Raw genomic sequence first — 21,465 nt, 5'->3', positions numbered from 1 at the left:
GGGGGTTATTGAATCAATCAGCCGAAAGGGTATTGGAGGGGTTATTGAATCTTGGGCCGCTCAGTCCAGGATCAAGGCCTGGTCGGAGGGTTCACGGTCGTCGCCCAGGTCGATGGTGGCTCGGATGATGCGGCCGGTGAAGGGGAATCGGCCGGTGACGCGCCGGCTGGGGGATGGGGCCCGGGTGAAGCCCACGCTGATGCCCACCGCGTGGATGTGGGTGCTGTGGGTGTGGGGCATGGCCACCGATGCCGTCTCGTCACCGTTGACCAGCAGCCGGCCCACCCCGGCGTGGTTGCCGGTGCGCTCGAAGGTTGCCGCCACCGTGAGCCGTCCTGATGGCAGGGTACTTTCCGACATTGCCGTGTAGTGATCCCAGGCCATGTTGTAGTCCCACACCAGCCGGCCGTTCCGGATGAACAGGGCGAAGCCCGAGGACACGTCACCGCAGGCCACCAGGGTGCCGTCGTCGCTACCGGCCCGGTCCAGTTCCACGGTTATCCCGTAGGACACGTTCTTGAGGTCGGGGCATCCGTCGCTGGGTATGTAGGCGCCCGGGTAGTACACGAACCGGGACCGGTTGGTGATGGGTCGGGGTTTGGGCACGTGGAAGCGCTCCAGGATGCGGTCGTCCAGGGGTAGCACCTGATGGGCCCGGGCCGCCGCCCACCAGCGGTCGATGAGCGAGGCCAGCCGTTCGGGCTCGGTGCCGGCCAGGTCCCGGGTTTCGGAGAAGTCCCGGTCCAGGTGGTACAGCTCCCAGCGGTCGTCGTCGAAGCTCTCCCCCTGAATGTGGCGGGTGACCGCTTTCCAGCCGCCGGCCCACATGGCCCGGTGGCCCAGCATCTCGTAGTACTGCTCCGTTTTGGCGGTGGCGGTGTGCCTGTCCGAGAAGGTGTAGGCCATGGATGTGCCCTCCATCGGTATCTGGGCCACCCCGCCCATCTCGGCCGGCTCGTTCAAACCAATGATCTCCAGCAGCGTGGGGGCGATGTCGCTCACGTGGTGGTACTGGGTACGGATGGCCCCGTTTTCGGTTATCCCCGCGGCCCACGAGATTATGAGCGGATCGCGCACCCCACCGGCATGGGTGTTCTGCTTGTACCACTTGAGCGGGGTGTTTCCGGCCATGGCCCATCCCATCGGGTACACCGTCCACGAGTTGGGGCCGCCGATGCCGTCGATGTCGGCCAACTGCTGGTCCAGGGGTCGGGGGTCGAGGCCGTTGATGTAGCGCATGGCGTTCTCATGGCCCGAAACACCGCCCTCAGCGGTGGCCCCGTTGTCGGACAGCAGCACGAACACGGTGTTCTCGGCCCGACCGATCTCCCGGAGGGTGGTCACCAGCTTGCCCAGATGCTCGTCGGTGTGGGTGAGCATTCCCGAATAGGCCTGCTGCATCCGGGCGGCCACCTTCTGCTCGTCCGCGCTCAGCTCGTTCCAGTCGGGCACACCGGGGTTGAACGGGGGCAACTCGGTGCCGGCCGGAATGATCCCGGTGCGCTTCTGGCGGGCGAACCGCTCCTGGCGGATGGCCCCCCAGCCGGCGTCGTAACGGCCGTTGTAGCGGTCGATGTAGGGTTTGGGGGCGTGTAGCGGGTAATGACCGGTGCCGAAGCACAGGTAGAGGAAGAACGGCCGCTCGGGCCATGCCGAGGTCTGCCCGGTTACCATGCCGATGGCCTGCTCGACCAGATCCTCGGTCAGGTGGTAGTCGGGCCGGTCGGGCCGGTCGATGTGGTGGTTGTCGGCCACCAGGTCGGGATCCCAATGGTTGGTGGCCCCATCCATGAACCCGTAGAAACGGTCGAAACCCCGCTGGAGCGGCCACTGGTCGAACGGGCCGGCCGGAGTGGTGTCCTCGATGGGGGCCAGGTGCCACTTGCCCACTGCGAAGGTGGAGTACCCCGCGGGGCGGAGCATCTCGGCCAGCGTGGCGGCCCGGTTGGTGATGCGCCCGGTACAGCCGGGAAAGCCGGTGTCCCAGTTGCTGACCACCGCCATGCCCACCGAGTGGTGGTTGCGCCCGGTGAGCAGGCAGGCCCGAGTGGGCGAGCACACGGCCGTGGTGTGGAAGTTGTTGTATCGCAGGCCGCGGGCCGCCAGGTCGTCCATGTTCGGGGTGTCGATCTCGGAGCCGAAGCAACCCAGATCGGCAAAACCCACATCGTCGAGAACGATCACCACCACATTGGGGCTGCCCGGCGGCGGGGTCACCGGATCGGGCCACCACGGGATGGACTCCCCCACCGTGTCACCCACCACACCGCCGAAGCCTTGAGCGGAGCTTTGAGCGGAGCTTTGAGCGGAGCTTTGATCCTCAGATGTCATGGGTGGTTGCTAGCACACCGGCTTATGGAGCGCAGGAGCACCCCGGTGGGCCATTAGGCTGCTTGGTCGTGGCCGGCGCTTGCACTTGCATTTCGGGCAGTGGTTGCTGCCATGCCTGAGCGTTTCTTGAACCGCCGGTTGGCCGAGTTCGGCACCACCATCTTTGCCGAGATGTCGGCACTGGCCGTTGCCACCGGGGCCATCAACCTGGGTCAGGGGTTTCCCGATACCGATGGCCCCTCCGAGGTGGCCGACGCGGCGGTGGCGGCCATCCGGGCCGGGCACAACCAGTATCCCCCCGGTCGGGGCATTGCCGATCTGCGACGGGCGGTGGCCGAGCACCAGAAGCGGTTCTACGACTTGGATTTGGATCCCGACAGTGAGGTGCTCGTAACGGCGGGGGCCACCGAGGCCGTCGCCGCGGTGATGCTCTCGCTGCTGGAGCCGGACGACGAGGTGGTGCTGTTCGAGCCCTACTACGACTCCCATGTGGCCGGCATCGCCATGGCCGGAGCCCATCGTCGGCTGGTGACCCTGAGGCCTCCCCACTACCGGTTCGATCCCGACGATCTGGTTGCCGCCATCGGCCCTCGCACCCGCATGATCGTGGTGAACTCCCCCCACAACCCCACTGGCAAGGTGTTCGACCGAGCCGAGCTGGAACTGATCGCCGGGTTGTGCCGCGACCACGACCTGCTGGCGGTTACCGACGAGGTGTACGAGCACCTGGCCTACGACGGTGAGCACATCCCCCTGGCCACGCTGCCGGGGATGCGGGAGCGCACCATCACGGTGTCGTCGGGGGGCAAGACGTTCTCGTTCACCGGGTGGAAAATCGGCTGGGTGTGTGCCGCCCCGAGGTTGTTGGATGCGGTCACCACGGCCAAGCAGTTCTTGACCTACGTGAACGGCACCCCGTTTCAGCACGCCATCGCGGTGGGCCTGCGGCTGGGTGACGGCTACTTCGACGGGCTGCGTCGCAACCTGCGAGCCCGCCGGGATCAGCTCACCGCCGGGCTGGCGGCGGCGGGGTTCGAGGTCTACCGCCCCGCAGGCACTTACTTCGTGACCGCCGATGTGCGACCCCTGGGGTTCGACGACGGTATGGCCCTCTGCCGGGGGCTGCCCGAGATGTGCGGGGTGGTGGCCGTGCCGAATGTGGTGTTCTATGACAACGAGGACGAGGGTCGGCACCTGGTGCGGTTCGCCTTCTGCAAGCGCCCCGAGGTGCTCGACGAGGCTGTGGAGCGGCTGGCCCGCCTGGCTGGCCTGGGGGGTGATGGTTCATGAGGGTGGCGGCGGTGCAGCACGACATCGTATGGGAGGATCGCGAGGCCAATTTCAGCAAGCTGGGACCCGGGATTGCCCGAGCCGCGGCCAAGGGTGCTCGACTGGTGGTGCTGCCCGAGATGTACTCAATCGGGTTCTCCATGAACGTTGACCGGATATCTGAGCCCCCCGACGGACCCAGTACCACCTTTCTGGTTGACCAGGCCGCCACCCACCAGGTGTGGGTGTGCGGCTCGATTCCGGTCAAGGATCCGTCGAGCGCCGAACTGCCCTACAACCGGTTCGTGCTGGCCGGACCGGGCGGGGTGGCTGCGGTCTACGACAAGATCCATCCGTTCACCTACGGCGGCGAGCACGAGCACTACGCCGCCGGTACCCAGCGGATCACCGTCACCGTCGAGGGGGTGAGGATCAGCCCGTTCGTGTGCTACGACCTCCGGTTCTCCGACGAGTTCTGGGCGTTGGCCCCCGACACCGACTGCTATTTGGTGGTGGCCAACTGGCCGGCACCCCGGCGAGCCCACTGGTCGGCGCTGCTGGTGGCCCGGGCTATAGAGAACCAGGCCTATGTGGTGGGGGTGAACCGGGTGGGTACCGGGGGAGGCTTGCACTACTCCGGCGACACCGTGGTCATCGACCCGTTGGGGGCTGAGATCGCCGGTGCCCCTGATTCCGGGGAGGCGGTTGTCTACGCCGACATCGATCCGGCGGCGGTTGAGGGGGCTCGATCCCGTTACGGGTTTCTTGACGACCGGCGCTAGCCCGCCAATGCCGCAAGAGCTTGGACCGCTGGTAACTGTTCGATGCCGCAAGCGCCTCAACCGCTGGTAACTGTTCGATGCCGCAAGCGCCTCAACCGCTGGTAACTGTTCGATGCCGCAAGCGCCTCAACCGCTGATCACTGTCCGGTTCGTCCTGCTGTGTCTGTGCGGGATGTTCTATTTCATGTCGCTGGGTTTGGTCTACCCGGTACTCCCCGGGTTTGTGGAGAACGAGCTGGGTGGTGGGCCGGTGGCGGTCGGCTTGGCCGTTGGTGGGTTCGGGCTGTCGGCGGCGGTGGCCCGCCCGTTCGTGGGACCGTTGGGCGACTCCAAGGGTCGGCGTTTCGTGGTGATGTGGGGGAGTGTGCTGGCCGGATTCGGCATTCTCGGCAACCTGTGGGCCGTCAACGTGGCGGCGGCCGTCCTGTTCCGGCTGCTCACCGGGCTGGGCGAGGCTGCTTTCTTCGTGGGCATTGCCGCCGCCACCCAGGACATGGCCCCCGAAAACCGCCGGGGTGAGGCCACCTCGTACTTCTCGGTCACCGTGTACACCGGGTTGGCCGTTGGGCCGGTCATCGGCGAGGCCCTGGAATCGGCGGGTGGGGCCGACGCAGTGTGGATCATGGGCGGAATACTTTGCGCAATGGGCATGCTGCTGGGGGTATGCATGCCCGGACCTCCCCGCAACGCCCCCTCGGGGTGGCCGAACACGTTGCTGTACTTCCCCGCTCTCCGTCCCGCCCTGCTGCTGGGGTTGGGGCTGCTCGGCTACTCCGGATTCCTGGCCTTCATCGCCCTGCACGTCGAGCACCTCGGGTTCGCCCCAACCGGGGCGGTATTCACCACCTTTGCGGTGATGGTGATCGGTCTGCGCATCCTGCTGGCTCGCCTCCCCGACCGGCTCGGTCCGCAGCGCACCAGCACGATGTCGTACCTGTTCTCGGCCGCCGGCCTGTGGACCATCGCCTCGTGGCAGCAGATCATCGGGGTGTTCGTGGGGACCGCCCTTCTGGCCGTGGGCCAGACGTTCCTGTTTCCCGCGCTGTTCGTGATGGCGGTTGAATCGGCCCCTATCCATAGGCGCAGCCAGGCCATAGGGACCTTCAGCATCGCCTTTGACCTGGCCATAGGTCTGGGCGGCTTGACCATGGGGGCGGTGGTGTGGCTCTCGTCCCGCCCGGCGGCTTTCTTCGTCGGCGGGTCGCTGGCATGGATAGCGCTGTTAGTGAGCCGCACGCTGGTCCGCCCCGGCCCGGCGGTTGCCCCTTGACCCGTACCTGAATCGTACCGGCCTGATTGCAAAGGGCATACAAGTAAAGGGCATATGAGGGGCCAGTTGCAGAATTGCCTATTGACAGTGCTCAGCGGGTTTAGCAAAGTGAGCACCTTCGCCTTGAACTTCCCCCTCGTCGCGCCGAGTGTGTCCGGCATCATACGAAGGGAAGCACAATGCGGGCTTGCACGCTTCTGGTCCTGGTTCTGACCTGCGGTTCGGCGATGGTGGCCTCGGGTGCCATTGCCACACCGGGCGGGCCAGGAGCCATGTCTCCCCCGCAGCAGGGTGGAGGTTCCTCGGTTACCTACCAGAAGAACACGCTGCTCCCCCCGGTGTCTCGCCCGCAGCAGGGTGGAGGTTCCTCGGTTACCTACCAGAAGAACACGCTGCTCCCCCCGGTGTCTCGCCCGCAGCAGGGTGGAGGTTCCTCGGTGGATTCCAAGGACGGGGAGGTGAGGTTGGGCGTGTGGCTCGAGGTGGTCATCCCCGGTTCGGTAACCCCCGGGGGCAACTCCGGCAACCCCGGCGGGCCCGTCTGTTACTTGCGGCAGGGCCATTTCAGTGAGCTGATGGCCTGGTTGGAGAACCACTACGTGGCCGGTCCCGATCCGGGCGAGGTGTATATCCTCAAGATCTGCAAGACCGATCAGGATTTCGAGCTTGCCACCTTCTGGGTTTATCAACCCGTGCCGCCACCGGCACCCACGGTCCGGGAGACCACCCGGCTGCGCAACGAGGCTTGGGGCCAACTGGCCATTCCCGAGCCGGCTACGCATATGGCCCCCAGCCGCGTCACAGTCGTCCATATCCCCACCTATGTATGGGTGCCTGCCGCCGATCGCACCCCGATCTCCGCGACAATTGCCACCACTCTGGAGGGCCAGGAGCTGAGCCTCACCGCCACGGCCCACCCCCGCCGCCTGGGCTTTCTGCGGGCCGACATGGGCGATGGGAACACGCTTTGGTGCGATGCCCAGGACGTGGTGGAGTTCGACCCCACCCGTGACCCGCTCGACCAGCCGTCCGGATGCTTCCACTACTACCGGCACCCGTCGGTCAACCGTCCCGACCTCCGCTACTCGGTGGTGGTGACTGCTTACTGGGAGGTCTCGGTGCAGTGCGAGTTCAACGGCGGCCCCTGCCCCAACCCGCTCCCCGCGGTCCCCACTCAAGTGCTTGTCGCCCCTCCCCGCCCCATTGCCGTAGCCGAGGTTCAGGCCCTCGCCACCTCCGGATGGGTTGCCCTGTCCCATGCCCCCGGGTGACCCGCCGGGCCGTCATCGCATACGAATCAAAAAATCAGGCCAAAATCAGGTGACATCCCGGTGGTGTTGGGGTAATATGATTAATCCAATCAACGCGGGGTGGAGCAGTCTGGTAGCTCGTCGGGCTCATAACCCGAAGGTCGCGGGTTCAAATCCCGCCCCCGCCACCATAAAAGCCCTGGTTGCAGCGTTGCTGTGGCCAGGGCTTTGTTGCTCAGAGGCCCGATACCAGCCAGCTTGACAGCCTGGTGCATTCAAATTGATTGAAAAGATAATAAATATACTGAAACCCTTTTCAAAAAGTGACATTAAGTTGTCACTTTTTGAAAAGGGTTTTTGGCGCATTTGTGATTCTTATTTGGTATGATGATCTCGGATCAGGTATTGCTAGAAAGTTGTAATTTGTTGCAGTACTTACTGAAAAATCCGGTGCAGTACTTACTGAAGCTCAGAATTGCTGTTGTTATTGTTGCAATAGCTACTCACCCTGTGGTGTTGTACTACGTCAATGATGGGTTGGGGTGGGAGGAAGTTCAACAGATTCTCATACTTCCAATAACTGGATGGTTGCCACCCTTTGCATTCTATCTGTTTGCATTACGGTCTCGTCTAGCTGTATTGCTAGGTAGTGGTGTGATTTTGGTTGGATATCCGATGAACATAGCAATTGTAAATTCGGAGATGGATGAAAGTAGCACTGCTGCCCTTGGTTTTGTTGCCATTCCAAACTGGATCATATTGCCTTCTTTGATTTTTATTGCCATTCTGGATGCTTTCATAAAATGGACCATCTCAAATTGGAAAAGCTCCCGTAATCAACCGACAACTTTCACGCCACGAGGTTAGGGTAGCTAAATAATCGAGTTCCAAAAGATCGACTCCAGACCGCAAGAAGTGGGAGAGTGAAGGTTATGAGCGGATTCTTCTACGAGCAGGACGCTGATCCGGCGGCACTGGATGGGCAGCGGGTGGCGGTGGTCGGCTACGGCAACCAGGGCAGGCCGTGGGCCCTGAACCTGCGGGACTCGGGTGTTTCGGTGTCGGTGCATGTGCGGGCCGATGAGAGCCGGGACCAAGCCGTTGCCGACGGGTTCGAGGCTGCCGGCATCGGCAGTGCTTCAGCGGCCGATGTGGTCTGCGTGCTGGTGCCCGACGATGCCATTCCCGGTCTGGGCCTGTCCCCCCGCCCGGAAGCGCTGACCATCGTGGCCAGCGGCTACACACTGGCATTCGATCGGTTCACCCCGGGTGGTGACATTGCCATGGTCGCCCCCCGGATGCTGGGCCCGGAGGTGAGGCGCTGCTACACCGAGGGGGTTGGCTTCATCACCGCCGTCGGCGTTCATCAAGATGTCACCGGTACCGCCGAACCCCGGATGCTGGCGGTGGCCAAGGCCATCGGCGGGTTGCGCCAGGGTGCCATTTCCATGACCCCCCACCAGGAGGCGGTACTGGATCTTGCGGTGGAGCAACTCCTGTCGCCGGCTCTGACCCATGTGAATGCCACGTTCGCTATGGTGATGCTGGAGCTGGGCATCCCCCTGGAGGCGATCACCACCGAGTTGTTCTACTCCGGCGAGGTGGAGCGTAATTACCGGTTGCTGCGCGAAGAGGGCTTTGTGACCCAGCTCAACCACCACTCCCCGGCCAGCCAGTACGGCCAGCTCTCCCGGCGGGGCCGGTTCGACCACCTGGATGTGGGTACGACCATGAGGGAGTTGGCCGGTGAGATCGCCTCGGGCCGGTTCGCGGACGAGTGGGACACCGAGTCGGCTGCCGGCGCTCCCCGGCTGAACGAGCTGCGCGATCAGCACGCGGGGGAGATGATGAAAGCCCTAGAAGCCGACCTGCGGACCAAGCTTGGCCCCAACTCCGGTCCTGCCATCGCAACGCCCGGGGGGTGAGCGCCGGATCCAATCGCAACGCCCGGGGGGTGAGCGCTGGGTCCCATCACAACGCCCGGGGGGTGAGCGCTGGGTCCCGTCTTGATGAGCGGCGGCGGCGGTTTCAGGATTGGCCCCACTACCGCTGGGCGGTGCTGGGGCTCACCATGGTGGGCATCGCCTCAACCAGCTTTCCGATAACCGTCCTGTCGGCATCGTTGCCCGAGATCGCTGCCGATCTCAACACCTCGGAGAGCGCGGTGAGCTGGGTGCAGTCCGCCCCCCTGGTGGCCATGGCGGTGGGCACTCCCATAGCCGGCAAGTTCGGCGATCTCTACGGCCACCGGCGGCTGTACCTGTGGGGATACGCGCTGGCCACCGGGTTCACGGTTCTCACCGGCTTGTCGTGGAATGTGGGCTCACTGGTGGCGATGCGGACATTGGGCCAGTTCATCGGAGCGGCCACCCTGCCGGCTTCCATGGCCATCATCATGACGGTGTTCGCCCGGAGGGAGCGGGCGCTGGCCATGGGCTACTGGTCGGCGGTCACTGCCCTGTCGCCGGCCATCGGGGTGGCTTTCGGCGGGTTCATGGTGGATGCCTTCGGCTGGCGGACCATCTTCTACGTCCAGGCGGTACCGTCCTTGCTGGCGTTGCTGGCCGCCATCCCGCTGCTGCCCGAAACCCCCCGCAAACCCGATGTGCGCTTCGACATCAGCGGCGCAGTGAGCCTGGGCCTGGCGGTGGCCGCCCTGCTTCTGGCCATCAACCGGGGTCCGGAATGGGGGTGGACTCACCCGCTGGTGGTGGTCGGACTGGTCGGCGGCCCTGTGGCCGTGGCGGTGTTCTGGGCCGTCGAGCGCCGGACCCGCGACCCGATACTGCCCCTGGATTTTCTGCGCCGTCGCGGCTTCGTCATCCCCAACCTTATGACGTTTTTGGGTCACATGGCGTACATGGGCACGCTGGTGGTGGCCCCCTTCATGCTGGAGGGAGCCTTCGGCATTGCCGAGGTCAGCACCCGGTCGGCAGCCCTCATCGCCCGTCCGGTGGGGTTCAGCGTGGGAGCGTGGTACGCCGGACGGGTGGAATCCCGCCGGGGCGGGCGGGCAATCATGGTCTCGGGGGCACTCATCATGTCGGTGGCGCTGGCCGGAACCGGGGTATCCATACTGGCGGGCTGGCTGGCTGCGGTCATCGTTTTGCTGTTCTTGACCGGGGTGGGCCAGGGAGCCACCCGGCCGGCGGCGGTGACCGCAGTGGCCAATTCGGTGGACGACACCGACCTGGGATCGGCCTCGGGATTCTTGCAGACGCTGGGCCACATAGGGGCGGCTACTGGCATCACCATCATGATCACCGTTCTGGGATCGAGCGATTCGCCCGAGCGGTTCTTCGCCGTTTTCGTACTGGCGGCGGCCATCGCCTCGCTTTCGGCTCTCGTTGCCCGGTGGTCGCCGGCCGCGGGGGCGACCATGAGCGGGAAAGGCCGTCCCAGCCACGGGTAGCCGGGGTAGCCGGTGGCGGGCAGGGTATCGCGGGCGGCTAGTTCAGGGGTGGGAGATCACCGAAGTCGATGGTGAACGGTAGGTCGGGGTCGGGTTCGTCATCCTCCTGCTGGATCTCCACCCGGATCTTCTCCGGCTCCAGGATCTCGCCCAAAGCTACCATCGCCGCCCCGAGGGCGGAACCGGCCGATGTGCCGGTGGCCTTGCGGATCAGACCCTCCGGCGGCTGGTAGTCCCGGGGGTCATCCCACTGGAACTCCAGATCCTCGGTTTCCTCCGGCTCGGGCATCCTTTGATTCTACGCGGTTGCTGCTTCGGGGAGTGCCCCGCTCAGGATTTCGTAGGCCACTCGTTCGGCCTTGAACCGGGCCCGGCCGCCGGTCAGCGACCGCAGTTCGATGGCGTAACGCACCAGTTCCGACTCGGGAACGACGGCGTGGATGACCTGCTCGCCCCACGGTCCGGACTCGGTGCCCTGCACCTGGCCCCGGCGGGAGGACAGATCGCCCATCACATCTCCCTGGTACTCGGAGGACACGGTTATCTCCACCCGGGCCATGGGTTCCAGCACCACCGGACCGGCCTGGGCGAAGGCGGCGTTGAAGGCGAGCTTGCCCGCCATGTTGAAGCTGAACTCCGAGGAGTCCACCGAGTGGTGCTTGCCGTCGTACACGGTGGCCTTGATGTCCACGATGGGAAAGCCCAGGCTGGCACCATCGGCCATGGCCTCGCGAACACCGGCCTCCACCGCGGGTATGTACTGCCGGGGAATCGACCCCCCACTTATGGCATCCACGAACTCGAAGCCGGCACCCCGGGCCAAGGGTTCGATGCGCACATAGGCCACACCGAACTGGCCGTGCCCGCCGGACTGCTTCTTGTGCTTGCCCTCGGCATCGCCGGTCCCGGTGATGGTCTGGCGGTAGGGAACCCGCATGTCCTCGGTGTCCACCTCTATGCCCATGCGGTCGAGGCGGGATATCGCCAGCCTCAAATGGGCTTCACCCAAACCCCACAGCAGGGTTTGGTGGGTTTCTTCGCTGCGCTCCAGTTGCAGGGACGGATCCTCGTCGATGAGGCGGCGAAGCCCGGTGCCCAGTTTGTCCTCCGCTGCCCTGGTTCTGGGCACCAGCCCGTAGGCCAGTACCGGCTCTGGCCATGGCTCCAGTTGGATGACGGCTCGGCCCGCGTTGGTGAGGGTATCGCCGGTGTGGGTCTGCTGAAGCTTGGTCACGCCGCCGATGTCCCCGGCGGATACGGAGTTGATGTCCTGCTGCTTGCCCCCCACCAGGCTGACCAGACCTCGCAGCCGCTCGCTGTTGCCGGTGGAGGAGTTGGTGAGGTTGTCGTCCCTGCGGATTGTGCCCGACAGAACCCGGAACAGCGATATCTGGCCCACGTAGTCGTCGCTGATGGTCTTGAACACGCAGGCGAGCTGGTCGCCGCCGGGGTCGCAGGCCGGCTCGGTGTCGATATCGCTCATGGTCACGGTGATGGTGCGATCGGTGGGGGGAGGGCCGATCTCCACCAGGAAGTTGACCAGGCGATCCACGGCGATCGGACCGGTGGCCGAGCCGCACACCACCGGGAACACCGAGCCATCGGCCACTCCCCGCCCGAGAACCACCTCCAGTTCGGCCGGGTTGGGGACATCGCCCTCCAGGTAGCGCTCCAGCATGTCGTCGTCGGCCACGACGATGCCCTCGATGAGCTGCTCGTGGACTTCCTGCTCCTGATCCTCCATCTCGGCGGGGATCTCGGCCTCCTCCGCCGAGCCGCTGTCGTAGATGTAGGCCTTGTCGGTGATCAGATCGGCGATGCCGTGGAAGTTCGGGCCGTTGCCGATGGGCAGCTCCAGGGGGGCGATGCCGGCCCCGAAGGCATCCTGCAACTCGGCCAGCACGTTCTCGAAGCTGGCATGCTCCCGGTCGAGCTTGTTGATGAACACGATGCGCGCCAGCCCGGCATCGGCCGCCTGGTGCCAGATGGCGGTGGCCCGGTGGTCCACGCCGCTGGAGGCATCGATCACGAATACCAGCAGGTCAGCCACCTGGAAGGCGGCGTGGAGTTCGCCGGCGTAGTCGGGGGCACCGGGGGTGTCGATCAGGTTGATCTTGTGGCCGTGCCAGTCGAAGCTGGCCAACGCCAGTGATTGGCTGTGGCCGGCGGCCTTCTCCTCGGGGCTGAAGTCGCACACCGTGGTGCCGTCCTCCACCCTCCCGGTCCGTTCGATGGTGCCGGCCCGGTACAGCATCGCCTCGGCCAGGGTGGTCTTCCCCGATCCCTGAGATCCCACCAGCGCGACGTTGCGGATCTTCTCCGGTTCGACAGCCATCAATATCCCCCTATGGATTGCGTGGATTGCGGATTGTGTGGATTGCGGTAATGGATTCTGAGCTCGCTCCACGATATGCCGATGAGCCTAACCGCCAATTGAGGGTCGGGGTTAGTCGCTGATCGGCGTGGGTTCCAGCAGCTCCCGCATCCGTTGGGGTGGGAGGTGCTGCTCGCAGATGTCGATTCCCAGATGGCGGACCGCATCGGCCACCGCGTTGGTGATAGCTGCGGGAGCGCCGATGAGGCCCCCCTCGCCCACTCCCCGCCAGTCGGCATCGTGCAGGGGCTCGACCTCGAGATGTTCCACCTCGATGATCGGCATTTCCGCCGCCGAGGGGACCAGATAGTCGGCCATCGACGCGGTCAGCAGGTTGCCGTCGTGGTCGTAGAAATGGCGTTCGAACAGTACGGCGGCGATGCCCTGGGCCACCCCGCCCCGGATCTGGCCGTCCACGATGGCCGGGTGGATCATCCGGCCGCAATCCTCCACCACCACGTAGCGGTCGATGGTGATCTCGCCGGTGTCGGGGTCGATCTCCACCCAGCAGCAGTGCGTGGCCGATGCCCAACCGCCCGGGGGTGTGCGATATTCCACCTGAGCCTCGATGCCCTGGTCCATGCCATCGGGCAGCGACGACGGCGCGAACCAGGCCTGCTGGGCGATTTCCGTGAGGGCAATGCCCCGGCCCGGAGTGCCCCGCACCGAGACGGTACCGTCGACTATCTCCAGGTCGGCCGGGTTGGCCTCCAACCGATCGGCGGCGATGGCCAGCACCTTGGCCTTGACCTCGGCAGTGGCGGCGCGGGCCGCACCGGAGGCCATCATCGAGGCTCGGCTGCCGCCGGTGCCCAATGTGGTGAACGGGGTGGTGTCGGTGTCGCCGAACACGATCCGTACTCGGTCGAGGCCAACCCCCAGCTCATCGGCAACAACCTGGGCGATGGTGGTTTCGTGGCCCTGGCCGTGGGGCGACTGGCAACTGGCGATGGTCAGGTCGCCGGTGGGTTCCAAACGGGCCCGGGCCAGCTCTCCTCGCAGGTCGAAGCCGGCCGACCGGGCGAAATCAGGGGGGCCGGGGGCGATCTCGATGAAGGTGGCAAACCCCAAACCCAGCAGCTTGCCCTCGGCGCGGGCCGCGGCCTGCCGGGTTGCGAAGCCGTCCATTTCCATGAGTTCGGCGGCCCGATCCAGGGTTTGGCGGGCGGCTATGCCCGAGATGGTGGGGCCGGTGATCATGCGGGTGGGTTGGTCCTGGTCGATGAGGTTGCGGCGGCGGATCTCCACCCGGTCGATCCCCAGCTCGGCGGCGATCTCGTCCAGCATCCGCTCCCGCACCCAGGTCTCCGCGGCCCACGGTCCCCGGTAGGCGATGTAGCTGCACTTGTTGGTGGCCACCACCCGGCCCTCAAAGGCGTAGGCCCCCACCCGGTAGGCGTTGGGGATCAGCATCTTCACCAGGTTGCAGAACAGCGACGACGGGTAGGGCGGCATGGGATAGGCCCCCTGATCCATGGTCATGGCGGCCCGGATGCCCCGCAGGGTGCCGTCGTTGTCCACCGCCATCTCCACGGTTATGTCCTCCTCGCGGCTGTGTCCGGCCATCTGGAGGTTCTCGGTGCGGTCCTCGACCCACTGGACGCTACCGCCCACTGCCATGGCGGCCGCGGCCACGCAGATGTCCTCCCGCCCCACCTGGCCCTTGGAGCCGAACGCGCCCCCTATGTCGCCGGTGCGCACCCGGACGTTGCCGAAGGGGATGCCCAGAAGGTTCGACAGGTAGAGCTTCACCGCGTGGGGGCGCTTGGTGGCCAGCTCTATGTCGAGCCGGCCGTCGGAGGGGGTGTAGGAAGCCACCATCGCCCGGCCCTCCAGCGGGGCATGGCCGAAGCGGTGCTGGGTGAAGGTGCGGGCGAAAACGTGGTCGGCGGCGGCGAAGGTTTGGTCGATGTCGGCCCCCCACGACTGTGCGGTCTCGTACACCACGTTGGTGTCCAGGTCCTCGAACAGCAATGGAGCTCCGGGGGCGGCGGCTTCGTGCATGTTCACCACTACGGGAAGGGGGTGGTAGTCCACCACCACTGCGCCGGCCCCGTCGGCGGCGGCTTGGCGGGTGCGGGCGACGACCACGGCGATGGGCTCGCCCACAGTTCGGACCCGGTCCCCGGCCAGCGCGGTGAACGGGGTGACGGCCAGTTCCGGGGGGCCGGTGACCGCGATGGGGGCGACCACTCCCTCCAGGTGTTCCGCTGTCAGCACCGCCACCACATCGGGGGTGGCTTCGGCCGGCGCGGTATCCACCGCTTCGAGGCGGGCGTGACCCATCTGGCTGCGAACGAAGGCTATGTGCAAAAGGTCGGGATGGCGGATGTTGCCGGTGAAGCGCCCCTCCCCTCGCAGCAGGCGGGGCCCATCGATTCGGTCGACGCTCTGGCCGGTCAAACGGGCAGTCATGGCCGACAGTCTCGCGGATGGGGCCGGTTTGGCGCACCGAGCGAGTGCCCCTATCGGGTTACCGCTGCTTCCCAATCAAAGCAGTACTGTGAATTATCATGATAATCCAAAGTTATCCTTTGGTATTACAAGCAAAGTCCGCGATAACCTGAGGGAGGTGTACGAACGGTCGCTGTCGCTGCCCGAGGCTGGAGCGGAGACGTTCTTTCTCTGGGGGCCGCGACAGGCGGGCAAGAGCACCCTGCTCAAGCAGCGATATCCCGATGCGATCTGGGTGGATTTGCTCAAGTCCGAAGAGTATCGACGCTACGCCGTTCGCCCCGAGATGTTGCGCCAGGAACTCGAAGCCATGGCCCCGGGCGCATCCCGGTCGATACCGGGTGAGCAATCCCGAGGTGAGTCTGCCTGCACGGCCCCGGGCGCATCCCGGCCGATGCCGGGTGAGCAATTCCGAGGTGAGTTTGCCTTCACGGCCCCGGGCGCATCCCGGCAAGTGGTAATCGATGAGATACAAAAGGTTCCCGCCCTTCTTGATGAGGTGCACTGGTTGATCGAGAACCGTGGTTTGCGATTTGCCCTGTGCGGATCGAGTGCCCGCAAGGTGCGCCACGGTGCTGCGAACCTGCTGGGTGGGCGGGCCCTGCGCTACGAGCTTAGAGGTCTAACCGCAGGTGAGATCGGGCAGGATTTCGATCTGGATCGGGCCCTCAATCATGGCTACCTGCCCCGGATTTATGAATCGGCCCAGCCCCGACGCCTGCTGAATGCCTACATTGCCGATTACTTGCGCCAAGAGGTTGCCGCCGAGGGCCTGGTGCGAAACCTGCCCGCGTTCTCGGATTTTCTCGATGCCGCTGCTTTGAGCGATGGTGATCCGGTCAATCACGCGAACATCGCCCGTGAGTGCGGGGTATCGGCAACCACGGTCAAGGCATACTTCGGCATCCTCACCGACACGCTGCTGGCCCGCTGGCTTCCGCGCTGGCAGAGGCGGATGAAGCGTCGCCTCGCTGGGGCACCGAAGCTCTATTTCGAAGATGTGGGCGTGGTGAACCGCCTGGCCCGCCGGGGTGAGCTTCTGCGGGGTTCCGATGCCTACGGCAAGGCGTTCGAGAACTGGGTTTTTCACGAGCTTTCGGCTTTCGTGTCCTACCGGGAGATTGACGACGAACTCACGTACTGGCGGCTGGCCAGCGGTATTGAAGTGGATTTTGTGGTGGGTGACCTGCGGCTGGCGATCGAGGCCAAGGCCACCGCGAGAGTAACCAGCTCGCACCTGAAGGGACTGCGCGCCCTGGCTGCGGAGCATCCAGGTTTGGGTCGCAGGGTGGTTGTTTGCATCGAGCCCCGCCCCCGGCGCACCGATGAGGGCATAGACATCCTCCCCGCAACCGACTTCGCCCGCCACCTATGGCAGGGCCACCTGATCTAGCCCTGCTGGCGTGCTGGGTCGGTTGCTACGGCGACCCTGCTCACACCTACTCTAAATAATTTATAGTAGCTTTATAGTAGACAAAAAATAGCCCATCTACCAGGGAAAATAGTTGGTTTAGAGTAGGTTTAGAGTAGCTGCTGGAGGGGTTGGGGGTGGTGGCCTATAGACTGCTTATCATGGGGTTGTTCGGGCGTGACAAGACAATGATGGTGGCTCCTGGCGATGCGCTGGCCGGCAGGGAGGTCGAGATGGCGGTGCCTGAGGCCCATTTTGTGAACGGCAACCCGCTGAAGCCGCCGTTTCCTGACGGGATGCAGCAGATCATGGTGGGCATGGGCTGCTTCTGGGGGGCGGAGCGGGTGTTCTGGCAAGCACCCGGGGTGTTCACCACTGCGGTGGGTTATGCCGCGGGTTTCACCCCCAATCCCTCCTACCAGGAGGTTTGCACCGGCCTTACCGGTCACAACGAGGTTGTGCTGGCCGTGTTCGACCCGTCTGCCACCAGCTACGAGCGGATGCTGGCCCTGTTCTGGGAGAACCACGACCCCACCCAGGGCATGCGTCAGGGCAACGATGTGGGCACCCAGTACCGGTCGGGCATCTACTACTTCGACGAGGTCCAACGAGCCGCGGCCGAGGCATCCCGCAACCGGTTCGCCCCCCGCCTGCGAGATGCCGGCTACGGGGAGGTCACCACCGAGATCATCGCCGCCTCGCCCTTCTACTATGCCGAGGACTACCACCAGCAGTACCTGGCCAAGATCCCCAACGGCTACTGCGGCCTGGGCGGTACCGGCGTGACCTGCCCCGTCGGTGTCGCGGTTGACTGAAGCCCACGGGGGTTGTCGCGCCGTTCTTGCGAATACTCGGGATGGGGGGCGGCAATAACCCAATGGTGGCCACTACCCACCTCTAGACTCGGCCCCGTAGACACAAGTGAGGAGGCACCGTGAAAGATGATGAGCGTTTTGCTCGCCGCCTGTACACGGTTGCCGAAGCAGCCCGGTTCGTGGGTATGCACCCTTCAACCCTTAGAACGTGGGCACGAGGCTTCGGGCTTTGCCCAGCGTGCAGGGTGGTGATCCCCTCTTCATCAACGGGGGAGCACCGCTCTCAGCAGTACGTTCCCGCCTTATAGCTGGTGAGCCGGTCAAGTCAGTTTCACAAGACTACGGTGTCCCAGGCGATGAAATAACCGAAGCGATTCATGCCATCTGGCCGGCCCAGCAAGCGGCCTGAACCACCGCCACCAGTATTCTTTCTGGATCGTTCGCTTGGACGAGTAGTTGTTGCTGAGGCGATCCGAAACAAAAAATATTTGTAAAAATGTTTGGTGAATACATGGCCAAACATTAGACATCCTTTTAAGGGCAAACATTTATAACTGACCACCGAGTCCGAACCGTTATTAGCGGGTCAAAGGCTCACGGCGTAGGCTGGGGGTGTGAAGTTTGGTGTCTTTTATGAGCATCAGTTGCCTCGACCGTGGCGGGACGGAGATGAGCAGCGGCTGCTGCATGAGGCTTTGGAGCAGGTGGAGCGGGCCGATGAGTTGGGTTTTGACTACGCCTGGGAGGTGGAGCACCACTTCTTGGAGGAGTACTCGCACTCATCGGCCCCCGAGGTGTTTTTGGCCGCGGCCAGCCAGCGCACCGAGCGGATCAGGCTGGGTCACGGCATCGTGCAAATGCCCCCGGCGTACAACCATCCGGCTCGGGTGGCCGAACGCATCGCCACCCTGGATTTGATCTCCAACGGGCGGGTGGAGTTCGGCACGGGTGAGTCATCGGCCGCGGTGGAGCTGGGCGGTTTCAACATCGCCCATGCCGACAAGCGCCCGGCGTGGGCCGAAGCCACCGAGCAGTGCTGCAACATGATGGTGATGGATCCATATCCGGGTTTTGAGGGCCAGTACTTCTCCATGCCGTGCCGCAACGTGGTACCGAAACCGGCTCAGAAGCCCCATCCTCCTCTCTGGGTGGCGTGCTCGAACCGGGAGACCATCAAGCTGGCGGCCCGGCTGGGCATGGGGGCGTTGACCTTTGCCTTCGTGGACCCCGACGAGGCTGCCCACTGGGTGGATGATTACTACCGGATCCTGTCAACCGAATGCGTGCCCATCGGCCACACCGTCAACGCCAACATCGCCATGGTGGTAGGGCTGTCGGTACATCCCGACCAACAAGAGGCCGAGCGTCGGGGTCTCGAAGGGTTCCGGTTCTTCGGCCACGGCCTGTTGCACTACTACGTGAGTGGCCGACACCAGCCGGGGAGGACAAGCGTGTGGGACAGCTTCCGAGCCGCTAACCACTCTTTCGAGGGGTTGGGCGAGACGTTGGGCATCGGTACCCCCGATCAGGTCACCAACCAGCTCCGGGGGTACGCCGAGGCCGGGGTGGATCAGGTTATGTTCATCCAGCAATCGGGCCGCAACCGCCACGAGCACATCTGCCAGTCGCTGGAGCTGTTCGCCCACGAGGTGATGCCCGTGCTCAAGGAGGGCGAGGCCGACCGGGAAGCAGCCAAAGCCACCCGCCTGGCCCCCCACATCCAAGCCGCTCTGGCCCGGCGCATCCCCCTGGAACCTCTACCCGACGAGCACATCCCCGTCGTCGATCCCCTGGGAACCTCTTGATTGTTCGGCTTGATCGTTCCGGGCTTGATTGTTGCCGGGTTTGATTGCTGAGGGGCCTCGCTAGGTGTAACCCTTTTGGAGGTTGTTGATGCTTTGGTTGGGGTTGGCAGGTTTCGCCGGTGGTTGTGATGGGTTGGTTGCGTTGGTTTGTTATGTGCTGAGTAGGACGTTGCTGTAGATGGGCTGTTTGAATCGTCGGGTGGGTGGTGGGGGGTTGTGTTTGTGGGTTTGGGTGTGGCAGGTGGGGCAGAGTAGGACGAGGTTGTTGATGTTGGTTTTGCCGCCGTGTTCCCAGGGTTTGATGTGGTGAACATCGCAGGCGGTGGCTCTTAGCCCGCAGTTTACGCAGTGTTTGTCACGGGCGTAGAGGGCGAGTTTTTGCTTTTGGGTGGCGGAGCGTTGCTTGCGGCCCAGGTATAGGGGTATTCCTTCGGCGGTGAAGATGGCTGGTATTAGGGCTGCATCGCAGGCGATGCGGCGCAACTCGTCCATCGAAATGGGGGTGTCGTCCATGAGCCCGGCGTTTTTGAGCTGGCCGGTGAGCAAGTCGTAATCGACTTTCACCAGCAGCGTCGTCGGCTGCACCGCCACGTCATCGCCATGACCACCGCAGGTGTCATCGGTGGTTTTGGGGTTCTTACCAGGGGTTTGGGTGATTAGCGCGGCCAGCGCGTCGGCTGCGCGCTGTTGGTGGGTGCGGTCGTTGCCATTTTTGGAGTCGTCGCGGAACAGGCGATCACACATGCCGTCGAGTGCGGTTTTGACTCGCTCACCGGTCACCTGGTCGAGTTCGGCGTGTAGTACCACCATGGCGTCATCACCGTTGAACACAGCGGCTTTGCGGCGGCGGCGCTGCTGATCGAGCCGCGGCTCGCCATCGGTGCAGCGCCGGTCGTCCTCCTGGCGGGCCAGGGTTTTCCTGAACCGGTCCAGGTCCTCGGTTTTGGCTTTGTCGATCAACTCGTCTTCTTGGGCCCGGGTCAAAGGGACCCGACCGTGGGACTCCCCCAACAAGCGGGCATGATCTATCGAAAACCCGCCGGATTTGACCGCATCCACCGTGGCCGGCAGCTCCCGCAACGCGCCGGCGGTTCGGGCTTCGCGGTTGGCCAGGTAGCGGCCCATACCGAACTGAAGGCAAAGCGCCCGTAGTTCGCCCTCGCCCACAAGATCGCCGTAACGATTCAACGCTTCGGTCATGTACCCATCGAGTATGTGGCGGGTAGCGAGGATATCAAACATCAAATTGAACAAACCCTTGGAGTCCATCCCCTCCAAATCAACCAACTCCAACCGCAAAACATCCCCACCACCAGCATCACTGCTACCAGCAGTGTTAGCATCAGAATTGGTCTCAGGTTCGGAAACACTGGGGTCGAACTTCATACCCCAAATACTATCAGACTGGGTGACAATACCCACCCGAAATATAAAAATAATTCTGATCAATATTTTCCCCCACCACCGAGATAATTTACAACCACCACAATGGCATCACAGACTCACCCAACCGAACCATCAACAACCTCCATAAGGGTTACAACTAGGGGGTTGATGGGGGAAGGATGACCTCGCAGCGCGGTCCGTTGGCCCCCCCGATTCGCCGGTCGAGTGTGATCAGCGGCCAGTTCAGTGCTTCGGCCAGGGCAACGTACCAGGCATCGTAGGCGGTGAGGTTGGCTCGGAGCTCCCACACCCGGGCCGCGAAGGGAGCAAAGGGATAGAGGGTTAGATCCAGCCGGAGCAGATCGCGCTGAGCGGCGGTCGTTTCCGGTCCTGAGGTGGCCCCCGAAAGCTCCAGCCGGCGGAGGATGTTGGTGGTTTCGACCAGAGCCAGTTCGGGCGCGGCGAGGGAACCACGCGCTATGGCCGTCTCGCACCAGCGCCCGTCCGAGCCGGAGGAAATCAGCGCCCCAACCAGCAAGGAAGCGTCGACGACTGCGGTCATCTACGGTCTGCGTCGCGGTGGATCATCGGCGCTCATCGGGTCGACGACTGCGGTCATCTACGGTCGGCGTCGCGAGCTTCGAGAATTGCTGATGTGGGAATGCTGGTGCCGAAGGCGTCCTTGCGTTGTTGCACCTGCTGAAGCCAGGCATCAAGCGATGGCCGTGCTGCGATCCGTTCCAGTTCACCTCGGAGGTACTGCTGCATGGATTGGCGGGTGAGGGCAGCTCTGGCGGCCAACTCGTCGCGGACTTCCTCGGGTACGCCCCTGATCGTTATCTGAATCGCCATGCTTGCATAATGCCATTGATAGCATCGTTTTGCAAGCGCCACTCCGGAGTTTTT

18 protein-coding genes and 1 tRNA gene are annotated in these 21,465 nt (G+C 64.1%); 12 read left to right on the top strand and 7 right to left on the bottom strand.

Annotated elements, in window-relative coordinates:
• Nucleotides 1-60 precede the first annotated feature (60 nt).
• Nucleotides 61-2,331 carry an arylsulfatase gene (locus ACOGXC_RS11565; protein ID WP_419918340.1) on the bottom strand — a complete coding sequence of 757 codons (2,271 nt, stop codon included), beginning with the start codon at nt 2,329-2,331 and terminating at the stop codon, nt 61-63.
• 111 nt (nt 2,332-2,442) lie between these two features.
• On the opposite strand from ACOGXC_RS11565, the gene ACOGXC_RS11560 reads away from it, so the two are divergent.
• From ACOGXC_RS11560 to ACOGXC_RS11525, 8 genes are all read left to right on the top strand, one after another.
• Nucleotides 2,443-3,621 (top strand): pyridoxal phosphate-dependent aminotransferase, encoded by a 1,179-nt coding sequence (locus ACOGXC_RS11560; protein WP_419918339.1) that lies wholly within the window; start codon nt 2,443-2,445, stop codon nt 3,619-3,621.
• Nucleotides 3,618-4,382, top strand: a complete 765-nt coding sequence (locus ACOGXC_RS11555; protein ID WP_419918338.1) for a nitrilase-related carbon-nitrogen hydrolase — start codon at nt 3,618-3,620, stop codon at nt 4,380-4,382. Before ACOGXC_RS11560 ends, ACOGXC_RS11555 begins: the two co-directional genes overlap by 4 nt.
• Nucleotides 4,383-4,494: 112 nt before the next feature.
• The gene (locus ACOGXC_RS11550; protein ID WP_419918337.1) at nt 4,495-5,652 is read left to right on the top strand and encodes an MFS transporter; all 1,158 of its coding nucleotides are present in this window, start codon (nt 4,495-4,497) and stop codon (nt 5,650-5,652) included.
• Nucleotides 5,653-5,831: 179 nt separating this feature from the next.
• A complete protein-coding gene (locus ACOGXC_RS11545; RefSeq protein ID WP_419918336.1) occupies nt 5,832-6,923 on the top strand; it encodes a hypothetical protein in 1,092 nt (363 codons plus the stop codon).
• A gap of 93 nt (nt 6,924-7,016) precedes the next feature.
• Nucleotides 7,017-7,093 (top strand) — tRNA-Met (locus ACOGXC_RS11540).
• 193 nt (nt 7,094-7,286) lie between these two features.
• Nucleotides 7,287-7,769 carry a hypothetical protein gene (locus tag ACOGXC_RS11535; RefSeq protein ID WP_419918335.1) on the top strand — a complete coding sequence of 161 codons (483 nt, stop codon included), beginning with the start codon at nt 7,287-7,289 and terminating at the stop codon, nt 7,767-7,769.
• A 65-nt stretch (nt 7,770-7,834) separates the two neighbouring features.
• Nucleotides 7,835-8,827, top strand: a complete 993-nt coding sequence (locus ACOGXC_RS11530) for an NAD(P)-binding domain-containing protein (RefSeq protein WP_419918334.1) — start codon at nt 7,835-7,837, stop codon at nt 8,825-8,827.
• A complete protein-coding gene (locus ACOGXC_RS11525; RefSeq protein WP_419918333.1) occupies nt 8,824-10,314 on the top strand; it encodes an MFS transporter in 1,491 nt (496 codons plus the stop codon). The genes ACOGXC_RS11530 and ACOGXC_RS11525 overlap by 4 nt, the downstream gene beginning before the upstream one ends.
• A 37-nt stretch (nt 10,315-10,351) precedes the next feature.
• Here ACOGXC_RS11525 and ACOGXC_RS11520 read toward each other — a convergent pair whose 3' ends face one another.
• The 3 genes from ACOGXC_RS11520 to ACOGXC_RS11510 all read right to left on the bottom strand — a co-directional run bounded on the left by ACOGXC_RS11520 (nt 10,352) and on the right by ACOGXC_RS11510 (nt 15,103).
• Complete coding sequence (locus ACOGXC_RS11520; RefSeq protein ID WP_419918332.1) at nt 10,352-10,603, bottom strand: hypothetical protein; 252 nt, start codon at nt 10,601-10,603, stop codon at nt 10,352-10,354.
• A gap of 9 nt (nt 10,604-10,612) precedes the next feature.
• Nucleotides 10,613-12,649 carry an elongation factor G gene (gene fusA / locus ACOGXC_RS11515; protein WP_419918331.1) on the bottom strand — a complete coding sequence of 679 codons (2,037 nt, stop codon included), beginning with the start codon at nt 12,647-12,649 and terminating at the stop codon, nt 10,613-10,615.
• A 111-nt stretch (nt 12,650-12,760) separates the two neighbouring features.
• Complete coding sequence (locus ACOGXC_RS11510) at nt 12,761-15,103, bottom strand: xanthine dehydrogenase family protein molybdopterin-binding subunit (protein WP_419918330.1); 2,343 nt, start codon at nt 15,101-15,103, stop codon at nt 12,761-12,763.
• Nucleotides 15,104-15,260: 157 nt separating this feature from the next.
• On the opposite strand from ACOGXC_RS11510, the gene ACOGXC_RS11505 reads away from it, so the two are divergent.
• From ACOGXC_RS11505 to ACOGXC_RS11490, 4 genes are all read left to right on the top strand, one after another.
• Nucleotides 15,261-16,535, top strand: coding sequence for an ATP-binding protein (locus tag ACOGXC_RS11505; RefSeq protein ID WP_419918329.1), 1,275 nt, complete (start codon nt 15,261-15,263; stop codon nt 16,533-16,535).
• A gap of 179 nt (nt 16,536-16,714) precedes the next feature.
• Entirely contained in the window at nt 16,715-17,368 is a 654-nt protein-coding gene (gene msrA, locus ACOGXC_RS11500) for a peptide-methionine (S)-S-oxide reductase MsrA (protein WP_419918328.1), read from the top strand.
• Between the two features lie 119 nt (nt 17,369-17,487).
• On the top strand, nt 17,488-17,676 hold the full coding sequence (locus ACOGXC_RS11495; protein ID WP_419918327.1) for a hypothetical protein: 189 nt from the start codon (nt 17,488-17,490) through the stop codon (nt 17,674-17,676).
• Nucleotides 17,677-17,982: 306 nt separating this feature from the next.
• Nucleotides 17,983-19,173 (top strand): LLM class flavin-dependent oxidoreductase, encoded by a 1,191-nt coding sequence (locus ACOGXC_RS11490; RefSeq protein WP_419918326.1) that lies wholly within the window; start codon nt 17,983-17,985, stop codon nt 19,171-19,173.
• Between the two features lie 150 nt (nt 19,174-19,323).
• On the opposite strand, the gene ACOGXC_RS11485 is transcribed toward ACOGXC_RS11490, so the two are convergent.
• The 3 genes from ACOGXC_RS11485 to ACOGXC_RS11475 form a co-directional block, all read right to left on the bottom strand.
• Entirely contained in the window at nt 19,324-20,559 is a 1,236-nt protein-coding gene (locus ACOGXC_RS11485) for a DUF222 domain-containing protein (protein ID WP_419918325.1), read from the bottom strand.
• A 157-nt stretch (nt 20,560-20,716) separates the two neighbouring features.
• The gene (locus tag ACOGXC_RS11480; RefSeq protein ID WP_419918324.1) at nt 20,717-21,121 is read right to left on the bottom strand and encodes a type II toxin-antitoxin system VapC family toxin; all 405 of its coding nucleotides are present in this window, start codon (nt 21,119-21,121) and stop codon (nt 20,717-20,719) included.
• A 53-nt stretch (nt 21,122-21,174) separates the two neighbouring features.
• The gene (locus ACOGXC_RS11475) at nt 21,175-21,411 is read right to left on the bottom strand and encodes a FitA-like ribbon-helix-helix domain-containing protein (RefSeq protein WP_419918323.1); all 237 of its coding nucleotides are present in this window, start codon (nt 21,409-21,411) and stop codon (nt 21,175-21,177) included.
• Nucleotides 21,412-21,465: the final 54 nt, after the last annotated feature.

Origin of the sequence: Candidatus Poriferisocius sp., from assembly GCF_965202595.1 — a bacterium.
In the GTDB taxonomy this organism is placed as follows: Bacteria; Actinomycetota; Acidimicrobiia; order Acidimicrobiales; family Bin134; genus Poriferisocius.
Note: the sequence above shows the minus strand (reverse complement) of the source record. Positions and strands in the feature narration are given on the sequence as shown.